This window comes from Propionicimonas sp., assembly GCF_047606205.1.
Lineage (GTDB): Bacteria > Actinomycetota > Actinomycetes > Propionibacteriales > Propionibacteriaceae > Propionicimonas.
In genome coordinates, this window is sequence record NZ_JASGES010000165.1 from 1 (window position 1) to 14,384 (window position 14,384).

The following is a 14,384-nucleotide window of genomic DNA, read 5'->3' on the forward strand; positions in this document are numbered from 1 at the left end:
CGCCGCTCGGCTCGACCACGCCGTGGTGGATCTCGTAGCCGATCACCGGGTGGCCGTGCCATTCTCCGTGGGGACGGCCGAGCACCTTCGCGGGCCCGAACCGGACCCGAGCGGGCAGCAGGCCCAGCCCCGGCTCGGTGCCGCGCGCGGACTCCACGGGATCGTCGATGGTTCCGGCCAGCATCTGGTAGCCGCCGCAGATTCCCAGGATCGGCCGGCCCGCCGCCGCACGCGCGACCAACGCGTCCGCCAGCCCGAGGCGACGCAGCCAGTCGAGGTCGGCAAGCGTCGAGCGACTGCCGGGGAGCACCACGAGGTCTGCGCTCTCGACGTCGGCGGGCGTCGCGGTGGGGTAGACATCGAGCCCCGGCTCGGCTGCGAGTGCGTCCAGGTCGGTGGCGTTGGAGATCCGCGGGAACCGGATCGCGGCCACCCGGAGCGTGCCTGCGCGGCCGGGAAGGCGGGGCCACTTCGCGAAGGCGAGAGCGTCCTCGCTGTCGAGCCACACCTGGTCGAGCCAGGGAAGGACGCCGAAGCAGGGGAGTCCGGTCCGGGCGGTGAGCTCGTCCAGCCCGGGGTCGAGGACGGACTGGTCGCCCCGGAACTTGTTGACCAGATAGCCGGCGAGAGTGGCCCGGTCGGCGTCGTCGACGATCGCCCAGTGTCCGTAGACGGACGCGAGCACGCCGCCCCGGTCGATGTCGCCGACCAGCACCACGGGCAGGCCGAAGCGTCGGGCCAGCCCGAAGTTCACATAGTCGCCCGCGCGCAGGTTGATCTCGGCCGGGGAGCCCGCCCCCTCGGCGACGATGAGGTCGTAGGACGCCTCCAGTTCGGCGTAGGCGGCGAACGCGGCCTCGGCGAGCCGGGTCCGTCCGCCCACATACTCGCCCGCCTCCAGCGTGCCGGCGGCCTGGCCGCGCAGCACGATGAACGAGCGACGGTCGGTGCCCGGCTTGAGCAGGACGGGATTGTGCACCGACGACGGTTCCACGCCGGCCGCGATCGCCTGCAGGTACTGGGCGCGGCCGATCTCCGAGCCGTCGGCGCAGACCATGGAGTTGTTGGACATGTTCTGGGCCTTGAACGGCGCCACGCTGATGCCACGGCGGGCGAACGCTCGGCACAGCCCGGCGGCCACCAGTGACTTCCCGGCGTCGGAGGACGTTCCCGCCACCAGAAGACCCGCCATGCCGGCATCCTCCCACGCCCACCGCCGTGCGGGCGCCGGTGCCGGCCGCCGACCCCTTGCGGTCGGTGCGGCCGGCAGGCAGCATCGAGTCATGACCAGCTACCTCATCTCCTTCCCGAGTCGGGCGATGGTGCTGACCGAGGCGGAGTTCCCGGTCGTCGCGGAAGCCGCTCGGACCGTCATCGAGGAGGCGAAGGCCGCTGGCGTGTACCTGTTCGCCGGCGGGATCGAGGAGTCGGCCGCCCCGGTGCTGGTCTCCCCGGACGGGTCGGTGACGGCCGGGACGCACCCTGGCAGCGAGATCACGGGAGGGTTCACCGTCCTCGACCTGCCGAGTCGCGAGGAGGCGCTGGAGTGGGCGAGAAGAATCGCCGTCGCCTGCCGGTGCCCGCAGGAGGTGCGGGAGTTCGGGTAGCACCCGGCGGTCGGGACGGGACCACCAGCTGAGGCGCGAACGCATCGTCCGGCGTGAAGCCCGGTCTATCGTCGGGGCATGCGAACCGGGACCGGGATGTTGAGTGCAGTTGCTGTCGACACGGTTCCCGTGCTTCTCGGACGTCCGGAAGCGGCTGCCGATCGGCACCGGCTCGCGCTGTGGCTGCCGTTCTTCACCGGCACGAAGGAGAGCGCCGCCCCTGTGCTGGAGTCATTGGTCCGGCGGGGTTTCACGGCGTTGAGCCTGGACCCTTGGCAGCACGGTGAGCGGGCGGTCTCCCCGATGGCGGAACTGAGCGAGCGGGTGTTCGCGCAGTTCCGGCGAGGGATGTGGCCCATCCTCGGACAGACGACCCTGGATGCGATCCGGGTGATCGACTGGGCGCTGGAGCGCTTCGATGTGTCGCAGGACGGAGTGGTGGCTGGCGGAGTGTCGATGGGCGGCGACATCGCGGTGGCCCTGGCCGGGGCCGACCCGCGGGTGGCCAGGGTGGCCGCCGTCGTGGCGACTCCCGACTGGACCCGCCCCGGCATGACCGCACTGGACGACCCCACGGCCACCCTCGATCAGGGCGCGCCGTCCGGCTACGGGAGGTGGCTGTACGAGCGGCTGAACCCGATGACGAACCAGGCGGCCTACGCCCACGGGCCCGTGATCTGTTTCGAACTGGGCGCCGAGGACACGCACGTCCCGCCTGCCTCGGCGTTCGCGTTCCGGTCCGCGCTGGTCGACACCGCGGGGCTGGCCGCATCCCGGATGCGGGTGACCGCCCATCCCGGCCTGGACCACCTCGGCGCGTCGCGCGACGAGCGCGTCCTGACTGCGGCGATCGAATGGCTGCTCACCGAGTGAGGGATGCCCAGCCGACCAGCGCCGCCGGGACGAACCGGTCGCCATGGCCGCCGGACGCCGGACGCCGGGGACGATCGGCCGAGCCGGACACCCGCAGCCAACCGTTCGGACGGGCTCGTGCCTCCTGCCTGGCACGTGCACGCATCCGAAGGCTGCTCGCGCTCGCCCTTGTCGGAGCGATGCTCATTCTGAGCGGCTGCAGCGGCAGGGGTGACGTCAGCCGGGCGAGGGTCCGTCTCGGGGAGTCGGCCACCTTCAGTCGTGCAGAGCTCCGGGCGGCGGCGGACGCCGTCCTGGCCAGATTCGGCGATTTCACGGGCTGCACGCTGTACGAACTCAGCTACGACGAGGACTTCTCGCTGGCACACGCCGCGGCGGCCGGCGAGCCGGCTCGGGCCCGGGGCCCGGTCGTTGTGGTGTTTCGTTCGTCGTTCAGTGTCGACAGCGGCGGCGGGGACGGCAGTCTTCCCTCGGACGCGACCCTGGACGGCTGGACGTGGACCGTCACCCGTACCGATCCGGCCGGCCCATGGACGGTCACCGACGAGGGCGTCGGGTAGCCCTGCGCGGGAGCGTCGTGGCGGTACGGTCAGGCGCGGGGGATCGACTGTGTGGTCGAGCCGCAGGCGACGGTGAGGGTCGACACGGTGGTGGTGAGGGTGCAGGGTCCGTCATGGGGGTCGACGCGTGCGATTCCGTGTCGCCGAAGCCAGGTCCAGCCGGGGCCGGGGTCGTAGAAGTCGACCATGTCGCCGTCGAAACCGTCCTGGGTGATCATCAAGGTGGTGCCGTCCTCGGCGGTGAGGAAGGTCTGGTTGCCCTCGATGCCGACGCCGAGCAGGCCGATGTAGCAGACGATGGCGAGGAAGGCGGCGCCCGCGGTCCAGACAAGTGCCCCGAGCACGCGGACCGGGGCTCGAAGGAGTGGCCTGGCGATCTCCGCCAGAATCACGCTGACGAGCAGCCAGACCCCTACCAGGGTCGCCGCGGCGGCGGCGAAGAGCGCCAGCACCGCCCACCAGTAGCTGGTGTGCCCGGCGACGATGTACTCGACGTCGGCCCTTCGCAGCCCCTGCAGCCACCAGAAGACCAGCCAACCGCCGGCAGCGACGAGCGTTGCGACGCCCAGCGCCACGAGTCGAGGGCGCAGCTCCGCGTAGCAGACCCGGTGTCTCCGCAGCCCTGCCACGAGTTCTGTGACCATCCCGGGCGACTCCGGCCGGGTTGGTTCTGGTGCCGGGTGCGGCGCCGTCATCGTCGGTGGCTCCGTCGGCGCTGCGTCATGGCCCGATTGTTCCCCTCCCGCCCAAGCCCGCAGCACCTGGCACCCCGCCGGCGAACCCATGACGACCGGCCCGTGCCGGGCCGCATAGACAGCCCCAGGTCCTCGCGCGGCTGTCCGGCGACCGGTCAGGCGTCCCGGCCGGCGTGGGCAGCCGCACGCAGCCCTAGTAGTAGGAGGATTGAGTCCTACTCGACTCGGGAGGTGCTCGGTGCGGACGACCAGACAGATGAGCGTGACGCTGCCGCTGGAAATGGCCGACATGGTCCGCGCCCGCGTCGCATCAGGCGAGTACGCCTCCGAAAGCGAAGTGATCCGGGAAGGCCTGCGAACGTCGGCTGCCCGGGACCGTGCGGTCGAGGCGTGGCTGCGCGACGAGGTCGTGCCAGCCTACGACCGGTTCGCCGGCGATCCCGCGCGGGCACTCTCTGGCGACGAGGTCCGGGCACAACTGGGCGAGATCATCGGGAGGTGACCTACACCGTCCGGTTCCTTCCAGAGGCAGTCGACCAGCTGAAGGCGCTGTACCGCACCGCTACGTCGCCGAGGTTTCCTCGCCGCAGGTCGCGGCCGACTACGTGGAAGCGATCAGGGTCCATTGCGAGGGTCTGGCCGTCTTTCCCCACCGCGGCACCCTGCGCGAAGACCTCCGGCCCGGGCTACGCGTTACCCACTTCAGGAAACGCGTCGCGATCGCCATCGTCGTCGACGACAACGGCGAACAGGTGACTGTGCTGGGCATTTTCTCGGGCGGCCAAGACGACGAAGCGATCCTCGGAGAGTAGGCAACCCGCGTGCTCGACGCGGAGATTCCGTTCCTCGCTAGGTCGATGAGTTGGCTTGTGATCCTGCCAGCTGGGGTCATCCGCGGGTGTGCCCGATGACGTCTGCCTCGATGGCGTCCGAGCGACTGGCGGATTCGCCGAGGGTCGCTGAGAACCTGGTGGTCAGCTGCTGGCGCTTTCGTAGCGCGGGAGCCCGCGTCGCCAGATGACCACGGTCACTGTGCGCCACCCAATCAGCACGACCGGGGCGAGGCTGAGGGCCGTGGTGGGGTTCAGGAGCTGTTCTGCGGGGAAGGAGCCGATCAGCGCGGCCGGAGCGAACGAGACGACGACGATCTGCAGGGTGCGCGGGAAGTGCAGGCGTGGGTACTGTCCGGCGCCGCGGCAGGCGGCGGCGAGGTCGTTGATCGGTTCGATGGAGCGGACCCAGAAGGCGAGCAGGGTCAGGTCTGCCCAGAATGTGCTGTAGGCGACGGTGCCGACGAAGGCCCATATGGCCGCGGCGAGGATGGCGCGGGGTAGGAGTCGAGAGGGTAGACGACGCCGGCGATGAGGATCGTGGCTCCGCTGAGGCATTTGCTGAGTTCGGCGGGTTGGATCCAGCGCATGACGGCGTAGAAGAAGGTGGGGACGGGTCGGATGATGGCGAGGTCGAGTTCGCCGCGGCGGATGGCTGAGTCGAAGCGGCGCAGTCCCGGTGTGATGAAGGCGTCCATCAGTCCGGTGGTGATGGCGAGGATGCCGACGGTGAGGACGGAGGCCTGGGCGATGGCCGGGTCGGAGCCGGTGTAGCTGGTCAGGATCAGGACAGGGAGGATGCCGGTGACCAGTTCGCCGATGCTCGCGACCAGGTGGCGTCAGGCACGTCGAGGTCTCCTTGAAGGGTGGCGTAGGACCCCCCATCATCGGAAGACTGCGATGCCTACCCCGGCACCGACGCGCCGCCAGCGATCACCCCTCTGCTACACCCTCGATTGCGATGAGCCGGTAAACCCTTGCCATCAGGCAGGGAACGAGAGCAACATAGCAAGATGGCACGCAAAGAGATCATGGCTAGGCTCAAGCGCACCGCATTGGCGTTGATCTGTGGTGCTGCCGTATGAAGTTGCCTAACCAGTCCTCCCACGCCAGGTTATCAAGAGGGTATCCACGTCTTCTCGCAAGACAGCTATCTGTGCCACGCTTACGATGCCTGCGGTTCTCAACCGAGCTTTCATACGGTATTCGGTCCTGCCCCAACGGGGCAGCAGTTCTATTCGAACTACAAGAAGAGCGATGGCCTGATCTATATGTATGCCGGATCGACCTACCTTGACTCAACGAACTACAATCCGTCCGGCGACTGGGCCGACCAATGGGGTGGTCAGTTCTACGGAGAAACCCTGGATCTGCAGACTGATATGCCCGGGATCGCGAGCAACTATGCGAAGTTCGACCGCATCCAGAAGTACGACTCGAGTCAGAACCCGAACTTCTTCGCACATCTGGGGAGCGCGGGCAGCGATAGTAGCAGGTACAAATACTCGACAACGGCTCCGGCGTCGGGTGGGCTTGGACTGCAGATCTGGACGGACCCACTATGAGAATCAGACCATCGGTATACATTTTGGTAGTAGTAGCCGGCCTCGCTGCGCTCCTCTTGGTGCCTATTGTGACTCGTGCACCGTTAGCCGCCACTCCCGCCGCACCCGCGCAGTATCGCCCGGTCGATGACGCAGCAATTCGTGCGTTGAGCGAGACGGGAACTGAAATCCATCTGGTGGCAACAGCCGAGTCCCCAGAAGAGGCGGTCGCTCTCGCGAAGCGTTCATTCGGGCAGACGGTCGATAAGCAACCTTCCGAGGTGTCAATGGCGCGAGTCACGGTTCGCAACTATGGGGTTGGTGCCGAGGATTCTCCAGGCGCTGAAGGCTCCAAGCTCGTGATTGAGGACCGTCTAGTTTGGGTGGTCATATTCGAGGACTTCAAGAACTTCGCCTTCGGTCCGGCGCCGGAGTCGGGTGCGAGCAAAGCTGCTGAGTTCGACGTCACTCGGCTGGCCGTCTATGTTGACGAGGCCACGAATGACTTCCTGAGGGCCGAGACCTTTGAGCAATTCGGGAAGTAGTGAGTCCGCAGCACCGGCTCCCTGACCTCCATCAGGGCGTCGTCGGCCCGGCGAGGGGGACGGAGCCCGTCGGTGATCGGTATCAGTGACCGGGCATTGCTGTACGCGAGTTGCCGCCGTTACGGCCTGTGCTTGCCGTAACCGAGATGGTCGACCATCTCCATCCTGCAGCGCGGTCTCGATCACCGTCTTCGTCAACGTCTTCAACGGAGCATCAGGGCCGGACAACGGGTTCCCTTGGCCTTCGAGTGGCGGACCAGGCCGGCCATCAGGTCCAGCTCAGCCGGCGACATCCCGGCATCGGTAACCGGCACCAAGGCCCGGTGTCGAGGTGCTCGGCACCTCCATCCTTCACAGCCAGCAGTGTGTCGGTCCTCATGACCTTCCTGCCCAACCGGGCGGAAGAGCCGCTTTCACCGTTCGTGCCACAGGCCCCACACCGGAGCCAGCTTGCTCCCCGACATACGGCAGACCCGACTCGACGCTGTTCGCCGACGACCACCACGCCGCGTCGAGAGGCCACCTGGGCCGCCTACCAACCGTTGGTCACCGCCCACTGAGAATCCAGCTCGCCGGCGGGCCGCGCCTGATGGACCAGGTCATCGCCAACCTCAGCCACGGCGTGCCAGCCGCGCTCGTCGAGTCTCCGCCGCCTCGGCGGACTGATATACGGCACTGGCGCAGAGCATGTTGTGCACGATGACCGCTGGCACCAGAAACAGAACAATATCCGCTAGTCAAAGCGAGTATCGCGTCGGTGTCGGGAAGGGGATTCGACCCTCCGGTCTGGGCGTTAACCAAGTCGCCTGGCCAGCAGCGCATCTACCCGAACGTGTTCACCTATGTCGTCGGAGCGGCGTTGACGGGCGAGTCGTCCATCTGCGGACGCCCTTTGGTGCACGACTGGTGCACGTGGGAGGGAGTGTCCCCCCTTGCTCTCCATGAAGCACCTAGTCAAACCTGAATTGGAGACCGGCTCCCCCGCCTGGACTCGAACCAGGAACCCTCTGATTAACAGTCAGATGCTCTGCCAATTGAGCTACAGGGGACCGCGCTGGGCGCGGGTCGTTACGTTACCAGAAGTTCAGCCCACGTCGTATTCGGCGCGGAGGCGTGCGAGTTCCTCCCCGACGAGGGGATCGGCGGCCACCTGTTCCGGGGTTGTCCCGCGGCCGGGTGCGGCGCTCCACAACAACCTGGCGGCCTCGTCGGCGAGGTTGCGGCGCGCGGTGATCACCGCCGTGCCGGCGCCGGCCAGCGGCACGGTCCTGACCACGGCGATGCTCGCGGTCACCCTCTCGTTGAACAGGTCGGGGAGCAGTCCCGTCTCGACGAGTTCGAGCTCGGTCCGCTCGCCGTCGATCGTTGTCCAGCGCAGGATGTTCGTCTCGCGGTTCCAGCCGCCGGTCGCGATCTCGTGCCAGGGAAGCGCTCTCGGGGCGCCACGGTCGGCGAACAGCAGCGCGTCCGCCAACCCCAGCACCTGCCCGTCCGGGCCGCGCCCGGCCGCCAGGACGCGGCGGTGGCCGGCCAGGTGCCGGAGGTCGGGATCGTCGATCGTGGTGCGTCCGAAGAGGGCCATACACCCATTGTGGCTGGTTGCGGCGCACGTCGCAGCGCGGGGGTCGTGGGGCGGTGGTCGCGCCACCGGCCGCTCAGGAGCCGCCGTCGGCGAAGGCGAGCCGGCGGACGGCGGGGAAGTCGGGCAGAGCCCAGTCGAGCCACACCAGGCGGTCGCGGATGCACCAGGCCAGCTGGTCGTGATCGGTGCTGGAGGCGGGCAGTACTCCGAGCGGCCGGACGAAGTAGCACGCGAGCGAGATCGGCGTCCCGTCCACCATGGTCGTGGAGTGGTCGAGGAGCTCGCCGACCTCCGCCTCCACACCGAGTTCCTCGGACAATTCGCGTTCCAGGGCCGACTCGGGCCGCTCGCCCGGCTCCCGTTTCCCCCCGGGAAACTCCCACCGTCCGGCCGCGGTCAACCCGGGCCGCCGACGGCACGCCAGCACCCAGTCGCCGTCGATGAACACCCCGGCCACGACATCCACGGCTCAGCCCGCCGCTCTGCGCAGCACGGCCAGCGTCGCCTCGATATCGGCGTCGCTGGTCGAGGCGTTGCACAGGGCCACTCTCAGCACGGCCCGGTCGTGCCAGCGTGAGCCCGATGTCCAGGCCGTCCCGTCCGCCAGCATCTCCCGCACCACCTCCCTGGTCCGTTCGTCCGACCCGAAGCGGGCGCAGACCTGCGTGAACACCACGTCGTTGAGCACCTCCGCCCCCGGGATCGCGCGGATCCCCTCGGCGAACATCGTCGCGTGCCGGCAGTAGCGTTCCACCAGTTCGGCCACCCCGCGTCGTCCCAGCGCAGCCAGCACCGCCCAGACGGGCACCGCCCGGGCGCGCCGCGACATCTCCGGGACGCGGTCGAACGGGTCTCCGCCCGCCTCGTCCTGGATCAGGTACTCGCCATGCATCCCCATCGACGCGCGCAGGGACGCGTCGTCGCGGACGATCGCGATCCCGCAGTCGTAGGGCACGTTCAGCGTCTTGTGCGCGTCGGTGGACCACGAGTCGGCCGCCGCGCAGCCCTCCACCAGCCGGCGCAGTCTCGGGGACGCCGCCGCGAACAGGCCGAACGCCCCGTCGACGTGCACCCACGCCCCCGCCCTGTGGGCGACGGCGATCGCAGCCGGGAAGTCGTCGAACGCCCCGGAGTGCACGTTGCCGGCCTGCAACACGACGATGGCGGGCGCTCCGGCGGCACGATCGAGGTGCCAGGCCAGTGCGTCCACATCGATCCGGCCCTGGTCGTCGGACGCGACCGGCTCGGGCCGGCCGAGGCCCGCGAACCGTAGCGCCGAGTCGACCGAGTCGTGACGCTCGTCCCCGACCAGGACATGCACCGCCGGAGCGCCCTGGAGGCCGCGGATCGCGGTGTCCCAGTCGGCTCTGCGCAGGACGGCGTCGCGCGCGGTGACCAGACAGGTCCAGTTCGCCATCGTCGCGCCGGTGACCAGCCCGACCCCGGCGTCCGCCGGCAGCCCGAGCAGGTCCAGCAGCCACTCGTCGACGACGTGTTCGACCGCGACCGTGCCGGGGGTCACCGCCTCGAGCGCGCTGTTCTGGTCCCAGGCCGAGGTCAGCCAGTCGGCGGCCAGCGCGGCCGGGTGCGTCCCGCCGATCACCATCCCGAACCAGCGCGGCGACGGCATCGCGGTCAGTCCCGGCTCGACGGCAGCGGCCAGATGCCGCACGACCTCGGGCGCTGCGCTCGGGCCCTCGGGCAGGTCACCGAGCAGCGCGGCGACGTCCTCCGCCGCCGCCCGGCCGGGCACGTCGCGGGTCGGCAGGGAATCCAGCCAGTCGAGCGCCAACCGGTGTGCGACCTCCAGCGCCTCGTGCAGTTCAGACATCGACGCACCTCCCCTGATCGGCCATTATTCGCCCGGTCGACGCCGCGCGCGCCCGGGACTACTGCGTAGCTCCTCCCACGCGACGTCGCCGCGCGTCAGGTCCGGGCGCCACCCGCGCCAGACCGGGGCCCGGAGCCTCCCCGGCCCGGTCCGTTCGGCATAGGTGACCTCACCGACCAGCACAGGCTTCACCCAGTGCGCGTCGCTGGCGTCCTCGGCGGGGACGCCGTCGAGTCCGGGCCGGTCGGTGGCCAGCGCGGCGAGCATCTCCTGGGCCGCGCGCAGTCCCGCGTCGGTGAAGCCCGATCCGACCCTGCCCACGTAGGCCAGCCGGGTGCCGTCCGGCACCCCGACCAGCAGCGAGCCGAGGGTGTCCGCGCGGTTGCCCTGGCCGGTGCGCCACCCGCCCACGACGACCGACTGGGCTCGGCTGTGCTTGATCTTCAGCCAGGTGCGGGCCCTCCTACCCGGCTGGTAGACCGACCCACGCCGCTTGGCCACCACCCCTTCCAGGTGGAGGGCGAGGCTGGCCTCCAGCGCCGAGGCGAGGTCGCCCTCGAACTCGGGAGGGACCTGGACCCGGGCCGCGGGCCGCACCGCAGCGGGCTCGAGCGACGCCAGCAGCTCACGGCGCACCTCGTAAGGCTGGGCGGTGAGGTCCTGGCCGTTGAGGGCGAGCAGGTCGAAGAGCATGAGCTGCGCGGGGGCGGACGCGGCCGTGGCCGCGATGTCGGCCGCCCTGGTCAGGTTGATCCTGGGCTGCAGCAGCCCGAAGTCCGGTGCCCCTCGCGCATCAAGCACCACGATCTCCCCGTCGAGTACGGCCTCCTCGCACGGCAGCGCCGCCAGGTCGGGGACGAGGTCGGGGTAGCGGGCCGTCTCGTCACGCCCGCTCCTGCTGGTGAGCGTGACGCTGCCGTGGTCCAGGCGGACGATCGCGCGAACCCCGTCCCACTTCATCTCGAAGGCCCAGTCGGCATCGTCGCCGAGGCTCTCCGGGCTGGCGAGGGTGGCCAGCATGGGCGCGAGCGGGTTCGGCTTGCCGGTGCCGGCGGGCCGCCGCGAGGTGGGCTCGTTGTTCGTCTGCCGAGCCGGCGGCACCGGGTGCGTCCGTCCCTCGGCGACCGGAGCCGGCGCCGGCTGCGTCCGCTCCTCAGGGTCGTGCAGCGCCATGCGGTGCATGAGCCAGTCCTTGCCGGTGCGGATCAGGGCGAACCGGGCGGGGACGCCGCCCAGCCCGCCGTCGGGACGGCCGTGCAGGACCACGATCACCTCCGCGTCGCGCCACTTCTCCAGGTCGTAGCTGCCGGCGTCCCAGATCGTGACCGTGCCGCCCCCGTACTCGCCCTTCGGGATCGTGCCCTCGAACGATCCGTACGCCAGCGGGTGGTCCTCGGTCGGGACGGCCAGGTGGTTCTGCTTGGGGTCGGTCGGAGGGCCTTTCGGCACGGCCCAGCTGACCAGGACGCCGTCGCGCTCCAGCCGGAAGTCGTAGTGCAGGCGGCGGGCGTGGTGCTCCTGGATCACGAACGAGCGGCCGTCGGTGCTCGGCGGCGCCTCGGCCGGGACCGGCTCGGGGGTCCTCGCCGGGTCGCGCATGCCGCGGTAGGTGGCGAGGCGGTCGGTGCGCCTGACCGCGGTCCTCCCCGACGTGGGCGCAGTGCTCGCCCGCTCCGCCGGAGCCGGGCCGGGAGCGAGGGGGGCGAGCAGGTCGCCGGCCTCCGCCAGCCGGACGAGCACCTCCTCGAACTCGAGCTGGCGCAGATCCGGATCGGCCAGCTCGTCCCAGCTGCGCGGCGCCGCAACGGTGGGACGCGCACGTCCGCGCAAGGAGTAGGGCGTGATCGTCGTCTTGTTGCCGTTGTTCTGGCTCCAGTCGATGAACACCTTGCCGGGCCGCTCGGTCCTGCGCATCACGGCGGTGACCCGGTCGGGATGCTCGGCCTGGAGAGCCTCGGCCAGTTCCTTCGCCAGCGCGGACGCGCCGGACGGGTCCAGCGAGCCGTCCAGACCGGCGTAGAGGTGGATGCCCTTGCTCCCGGAGGTCACCGGGAACGCCGTCAGGCCGGCGCCGTCAAGGACCTCCCGGACCCAGGCCGCCACCTCCGCGCATCCGTCCAGCCCGACGCCCTCGCCCGGGTCGAGGTCCAGGACGAGCCGGTCCGGCGGCAGCGGGGTGCCGTCCTCGGCGAACCGCCACTGCGGCACGTGCAGTTCGAGCGCGGCGAGCTGGGCCAGCCAGACCAGGGTGGCCACCTCGTCGGCGACCGGGTAGTCGTTGGTGCCCTCCGAATGGGTGATCGGGTAGCGCCGCACCCACTGCGGTGTTCCCTTCGGGAGGTTCTTGGCGAAGAACACGTTGACGTGGTCCCCGTCGACGCCGACCCCGTCCGGCCACCGCTTCCGGGTGATCGGACGCTGCCACAGATGCGGCACGAGGACCCGGCCCACCTCCGCGTAGTAGGCGATCACCTCGCCCTTCGTGGTGCCGGTGGCAGGGTAGAGCACCTTGTCCAGGTTCGTGAGGGCCAGCGGGTGCCCGTCCACGGTCACCTGCTGGCCACCGCCCGCGGCCGCCATGCCGGCCATCCTGCCCGAGGAGCCCGACCGGGTCGAGGCCTCCGCCGAAAAGGTGCCGTCCTGGCGAACCGGGAGAGCGCTCAGGGAACGGCGGCAGCCAGGGTCCGGCCGATCGGCTCGTGGAGGACCAGGGTGGCCAGGCCGTCGTAGCCGGTGGCCTCCTTGTTGATCAGGACCAGCTGGTCGCCGGCGAACGACCGGATCAGGCCTGCGGCGGGGTACACCGACAGCGATGTGCCGCCGACGATGAGGGTGTCGGCCCGGGCGAGCTGATCGACGGCCGCGTCCAGCACGGCGGGGTCGAGGCCCTCCTCGTACAGGACGACGTCCGGCTTGATCACACCCCCGCACGCGCAGGTGGGGACGCCGTCCGCGGTCAGGATCGCGTCCAGCCCGTAGCCACGACCGCAGCGCAGGCAGGTGTTCCGGTGGACGCTGCCGTGCAGCTCCAGGACATTCCGCGAGCCGGCGGCCTGGTGCAGGCCGTCAATGTTCTGGGTGACGACGGCGGTCAGCGCGCCGCGCTGTTCGAGTCGGGCCAGCGCGAGGTGCGCGGGATTGGGCACGGCATCCGGGTACAGCAGGTGCGAGCGGTAGTAGTCGAAGAACTCCGCGGTGTGCCGCACGAAGAACGAATGGCTCAACACCTCCTCGGGCCGGTACCGGGTGCCGGTCCCGCGGCGGTAGAGACCGCCCCCGGAGCGGAAGTCGGGGATCCCGCTCTCCGTCGAGGTGCCGGCGCCGCCGAAGAAGACGATCCGGCGGCCGTCCTGGATGATCCGGGCGAGTTCGCTGGCCACACCCGCGACCCTACGCCAGCGGCGCGCCGCCGGCCCCGGCAAGGGACGCTCCGCCACGGCGCACGATCCGGGTCTAGGCTCCGGCCATGGATTTCGCCGCACCGGGAGATACCAGCGCCGCGAGAGTCGGCATCGGTGACCGGTTGGCCGCGCTCGTCCGCGTGCCGACGGTCTCGGCCGAGCGGGAGTCGAGGGGGGACGGGCCGTTCGAGGACCTGATCGCCCTCCTCGCCGAGCTGTACCCGCTCACCCACCGGCATCTCGCCTGCGAGCGGTTCGGCCTCGGCCTGGTCTACACCTGGGCGCCCGCCGACTCCCGGGACGCCGACCCGGTCGTGCTGATGGCGCACTACGACGTCGTCCCCGTCTCCGGTCAGGAGGCCGAATGGTCGGTGCCGCCGTTCGAGGGCCGGATCGCCGACGGCCACGTGTACGGGCGCGGCTCGCTGGACGACAAAGGTGCGCTGTGCACGCTGCTGGACGCGGTCGAGAACCTGCTGGCCGAGGGCTGGACGCCGCCGCGCCCCGTGCTGATCTGCCTCGGCCCGGACGAGGAGGTGCACGGCACGACCGCGAAGGCGATGGCCACGGCGCTGCACGAGCGCGGCGTCCAGCCCTGGTTCGTGCTGGACGAGGGCGGAGCCGTCAGCGAGGTTCCCTTTCCCGGCGTCAGCGGCGCCTTCGCGGTGGTCGGGCTCGCCGAGAAGGGCGTGCTGACCGTCGAGCTGGCCGCGGGCGGGACCGGGGGCCACGCGTCCGCCCCGACCGGGCTGACGGCCGTCGGACGGATCGGACGCGCGGTTGCCCGGCTGAACCGCAATCCGTTCGACATCCGGATGTCGCGCACGGTCGTAGGCCTGCTGGCCGCCCTCGCCGATCACGCGGAGGGCGCCTCTGCGCGGGCGTGGCGGGCCGCGGCCGCCGCGCCCTGGCTGGC

General features: G+C 70.3%; 16 protein-coding genes, 1 tRNA gene and 1 pseudogene. 8 read left to right on the forward strand and 10 right to left on the reverse strand.

The window, feature by feature from the left end; genetic code table 11:
• Positions 1–1,192 (reverse strand): cobyric acid synthase (locus QM633_RS10345; RefSeq protein ID WP_415153676.1); only part of this gene is annotated, 1,192 nt, incomplete at its 3' end.
• Positions 1,193–1,283: 91 nt separating this feature from the next.
• On the opposite strand from QM633_RS10345, the gene QM633_RS10350 reads away from it, so the two are divergent.
• The 3 genes from QM633_RS10350 to QM633_RS10360 all read left to right on the forward strand — a co-directional run bounded on the left by QM633_RS10350 (position 1,284) and on the right by QM633_RS10360 (position 3,040).
• Positions 1,284–1,607, forward strand: a complete 324-nt coding sequence (locus QM633_RS10350; protein ID WP_415153677.1) for a YciI family protein — start codon at positions 1,284–1,286, stop codon at positions 1,605–1,607.
• 78 nt (positions 1,608–1,685) lie between these two features.
• Positions 1,686–2,480, forward strand: coding sequence for an alpha/beta hydrolase family protein (locus QM633_RS10355; RefSeq protein ID WP_415153678.1), 795 nt, complete (start codon positions 1,686–1,688; stop codon positions 2,478–2,480).
• Between the two features lie 179 nt (positions 2,481–2,659).
• A complete protein-coding gene (locus QM633_RS10360; RefSeq protein ID WP_415153679.1) occupies positions 2,660–3,040 on the forward strand; it encodes a hypothetical protein in 381 nt (126 codons plus the stop codon).
• A 29-nt stretch (positions 3,041–3,069) separates the two neighbouring features.
• Here the strand turns inward: QM633_RS10360 and QM633_RS10365 are convergent, their stop codons facing one another.
• Entirely contained in the window at positions 3,070–3,684 is a 615-nt protein-coding gene (locus QM633_RS10365) for a hypothetical protein (protein WP_415153680.1), read from the reverse strand.
• 307 nt (positions 3,685–3,991) lie between these two features.
• On the opposite strand from QM633_RS10365, the gene QM633_RS10370 reads away from it, so the two are divergent.
• Both QM633_RS10370 and QM633_RS10375 read left to right on the forward strand, forming a co-directional pair.
• Entirely contained in the window at positions 3,992–4,237 is a 246-nt protein-coding gene (locus QM633_RS10370) for a ribbon-helix-helix domain-containing protein (protein WP_415153681.1), read from the forward strand.
• 103 nt (positions 4,238–4,340) lie between these two features.
• Positions 4,341–4,547, forward strand: a complete 207-nt coding sequence (locus QM633_RS10375) for a type II toxin-antitoxin system RelE/ParE family toxin (RefSeq protein ID WP_415153682.1) — start codon at positions 4,341–4,343, stop codon at positions 4,545–4,547.
• Between the two features lie 162 nt (positions 4,548–4,709).
• Here the strand turns inward: QM633_RS10375 and QM633_RS10380 are convergent, their stop codons facing one another.
• Together QM633_RS10380 and QM633_RS10385 are read right to left on the reverse strand one after the other, a co-directional pair.
• A complete protein-coding gene (locus tag QM633_RS10380; protein ID WP_415153683.1) occupies positions 4,710–5,123 on the reverse strand; it encodes an ABC-2 family transporter protein in 414 nt (137 codons plus the stop codon).
• A 26-nt stretch (positions 5,124–5,149) separates the two neighbouring features.
• Positions 5,150–5,263, reverse strand: a pseudogene (locus QM633_RS10385) (hypothetical protein); the annotation flags it as partial.
• Here QM633_RS10385 and QM633_RS10390 point away from each other — a divergent pair.
• Complete coding sequence (locus tag QM633_RS10390) at positions 5,217–5,339, forward strand: hypothetical protein (protein WP_415153691.1); 123 nt, start codon at positions 5,217–5,219, stop codon at positions 5,337–5,339. The pseudogene QM633_RS10385 and the gene QM633_RS10390 sit on opposite strands and share 47 nt — an antisense overlap.
• Before the next feature lie 850 nt (positions 5,340–6,189).
• The gene (locus tag QM633_RS10395; RefSeq protein ID WP_415153684.1) at positions 6,190–6,654 is read left to right on the forward strand and encodes a hypothetical protein; all 465 of its coding nucleotides are present in this window, start codon (positions 6,190–6,192) and stop codon (positions 6,652–6,654) included.
• Between the two features lie 976 nt (positions 6,655–7,630).
• On the opposite strand, the gene QM633_RS10400 is transcribed toward QM633_RS10395, so the two are convergent.
• The 6 genes from QM633_RS10400 to QM633_RS10425 form a co-directional block, all read right to left on the reverse strand.
• Positions 7,631–7,703, reverse strand: a tRNA-Asn gene (locus tag QM633_RS10400).
• A 35-nt stretch (positions 7,704–7,738) separates the two neighbouring features.
• Complete coding sequence (locus QM633_RS10405) at positions 7,739–8,236, reverse strand: hypothetical protein (RefSeq protein ID WP_415153685.1); 498 nt, start codon at positions 8,234–8,236, stop codon at positions 7,739–7,741.
• Positions 8,237–8,309: 73 nt separating this feature from the next.
• Positions 8,310–8,702, reverse strand: coding sequence for a (deoxy)nucleoside triphosphate pyrophosphohydrolase (locus QM633_RS10410; protein ID WP_415153686.1), 393 nt, complete (start codon positions 8,700–8,702; stop codon positions 8,310–8,312).
• Positions 8,703–8,705: 3 nt separating this feature from the next.
• The gene (locus tag QM633_RS10415; protein WP_415153687.1) at positions 8,706–10,067 is read right to left on the reverse strand and encodes a pyridoxal phosphate-dependent decarboxylase family protein; all 1,362 of its coding nucleotides are present in this window, start codon (positions 10,065–10,067) and stop codon (positions 8,706–8,708) included.
• Between the two features lie 24 nt (positions 10,068–10,091).
• Complete coding sequence (locus QM633_RS10420; protein WP_415153688.1) at positions 10,092–12,647, reverse strand: ATP-dependent DNA ligase; 2,556 nt, start codon at positions 12,645–12,647, stop codon at positions 10,092–10,094.
• 80 nt (positions 12,648–12,727) lie between these two features.
• Positions 12,728–13,447, reverse strand: a complete 720-nt coding sequence (locus QM633_RS10425; protein WP_415153689.1) for an NAD-dependent protein deacylase — start codon at positions 13,445–13,447, stop codon at positions 12,728–12,730.
• A gap of 86 nt (positions 13,448–13,533) precedes the next feature.
• Here QM633_RS10425 and QM633_RS10430 point away from each other — a divergent pair.
• The coding region (locus QM633_RS10430; protein ID WP_415153690.1) for a M20/M25/M40 family metallo-hydrolase at positions 13,534–14,384 on the forward strand (851 nt) is incomplete at its 3' end.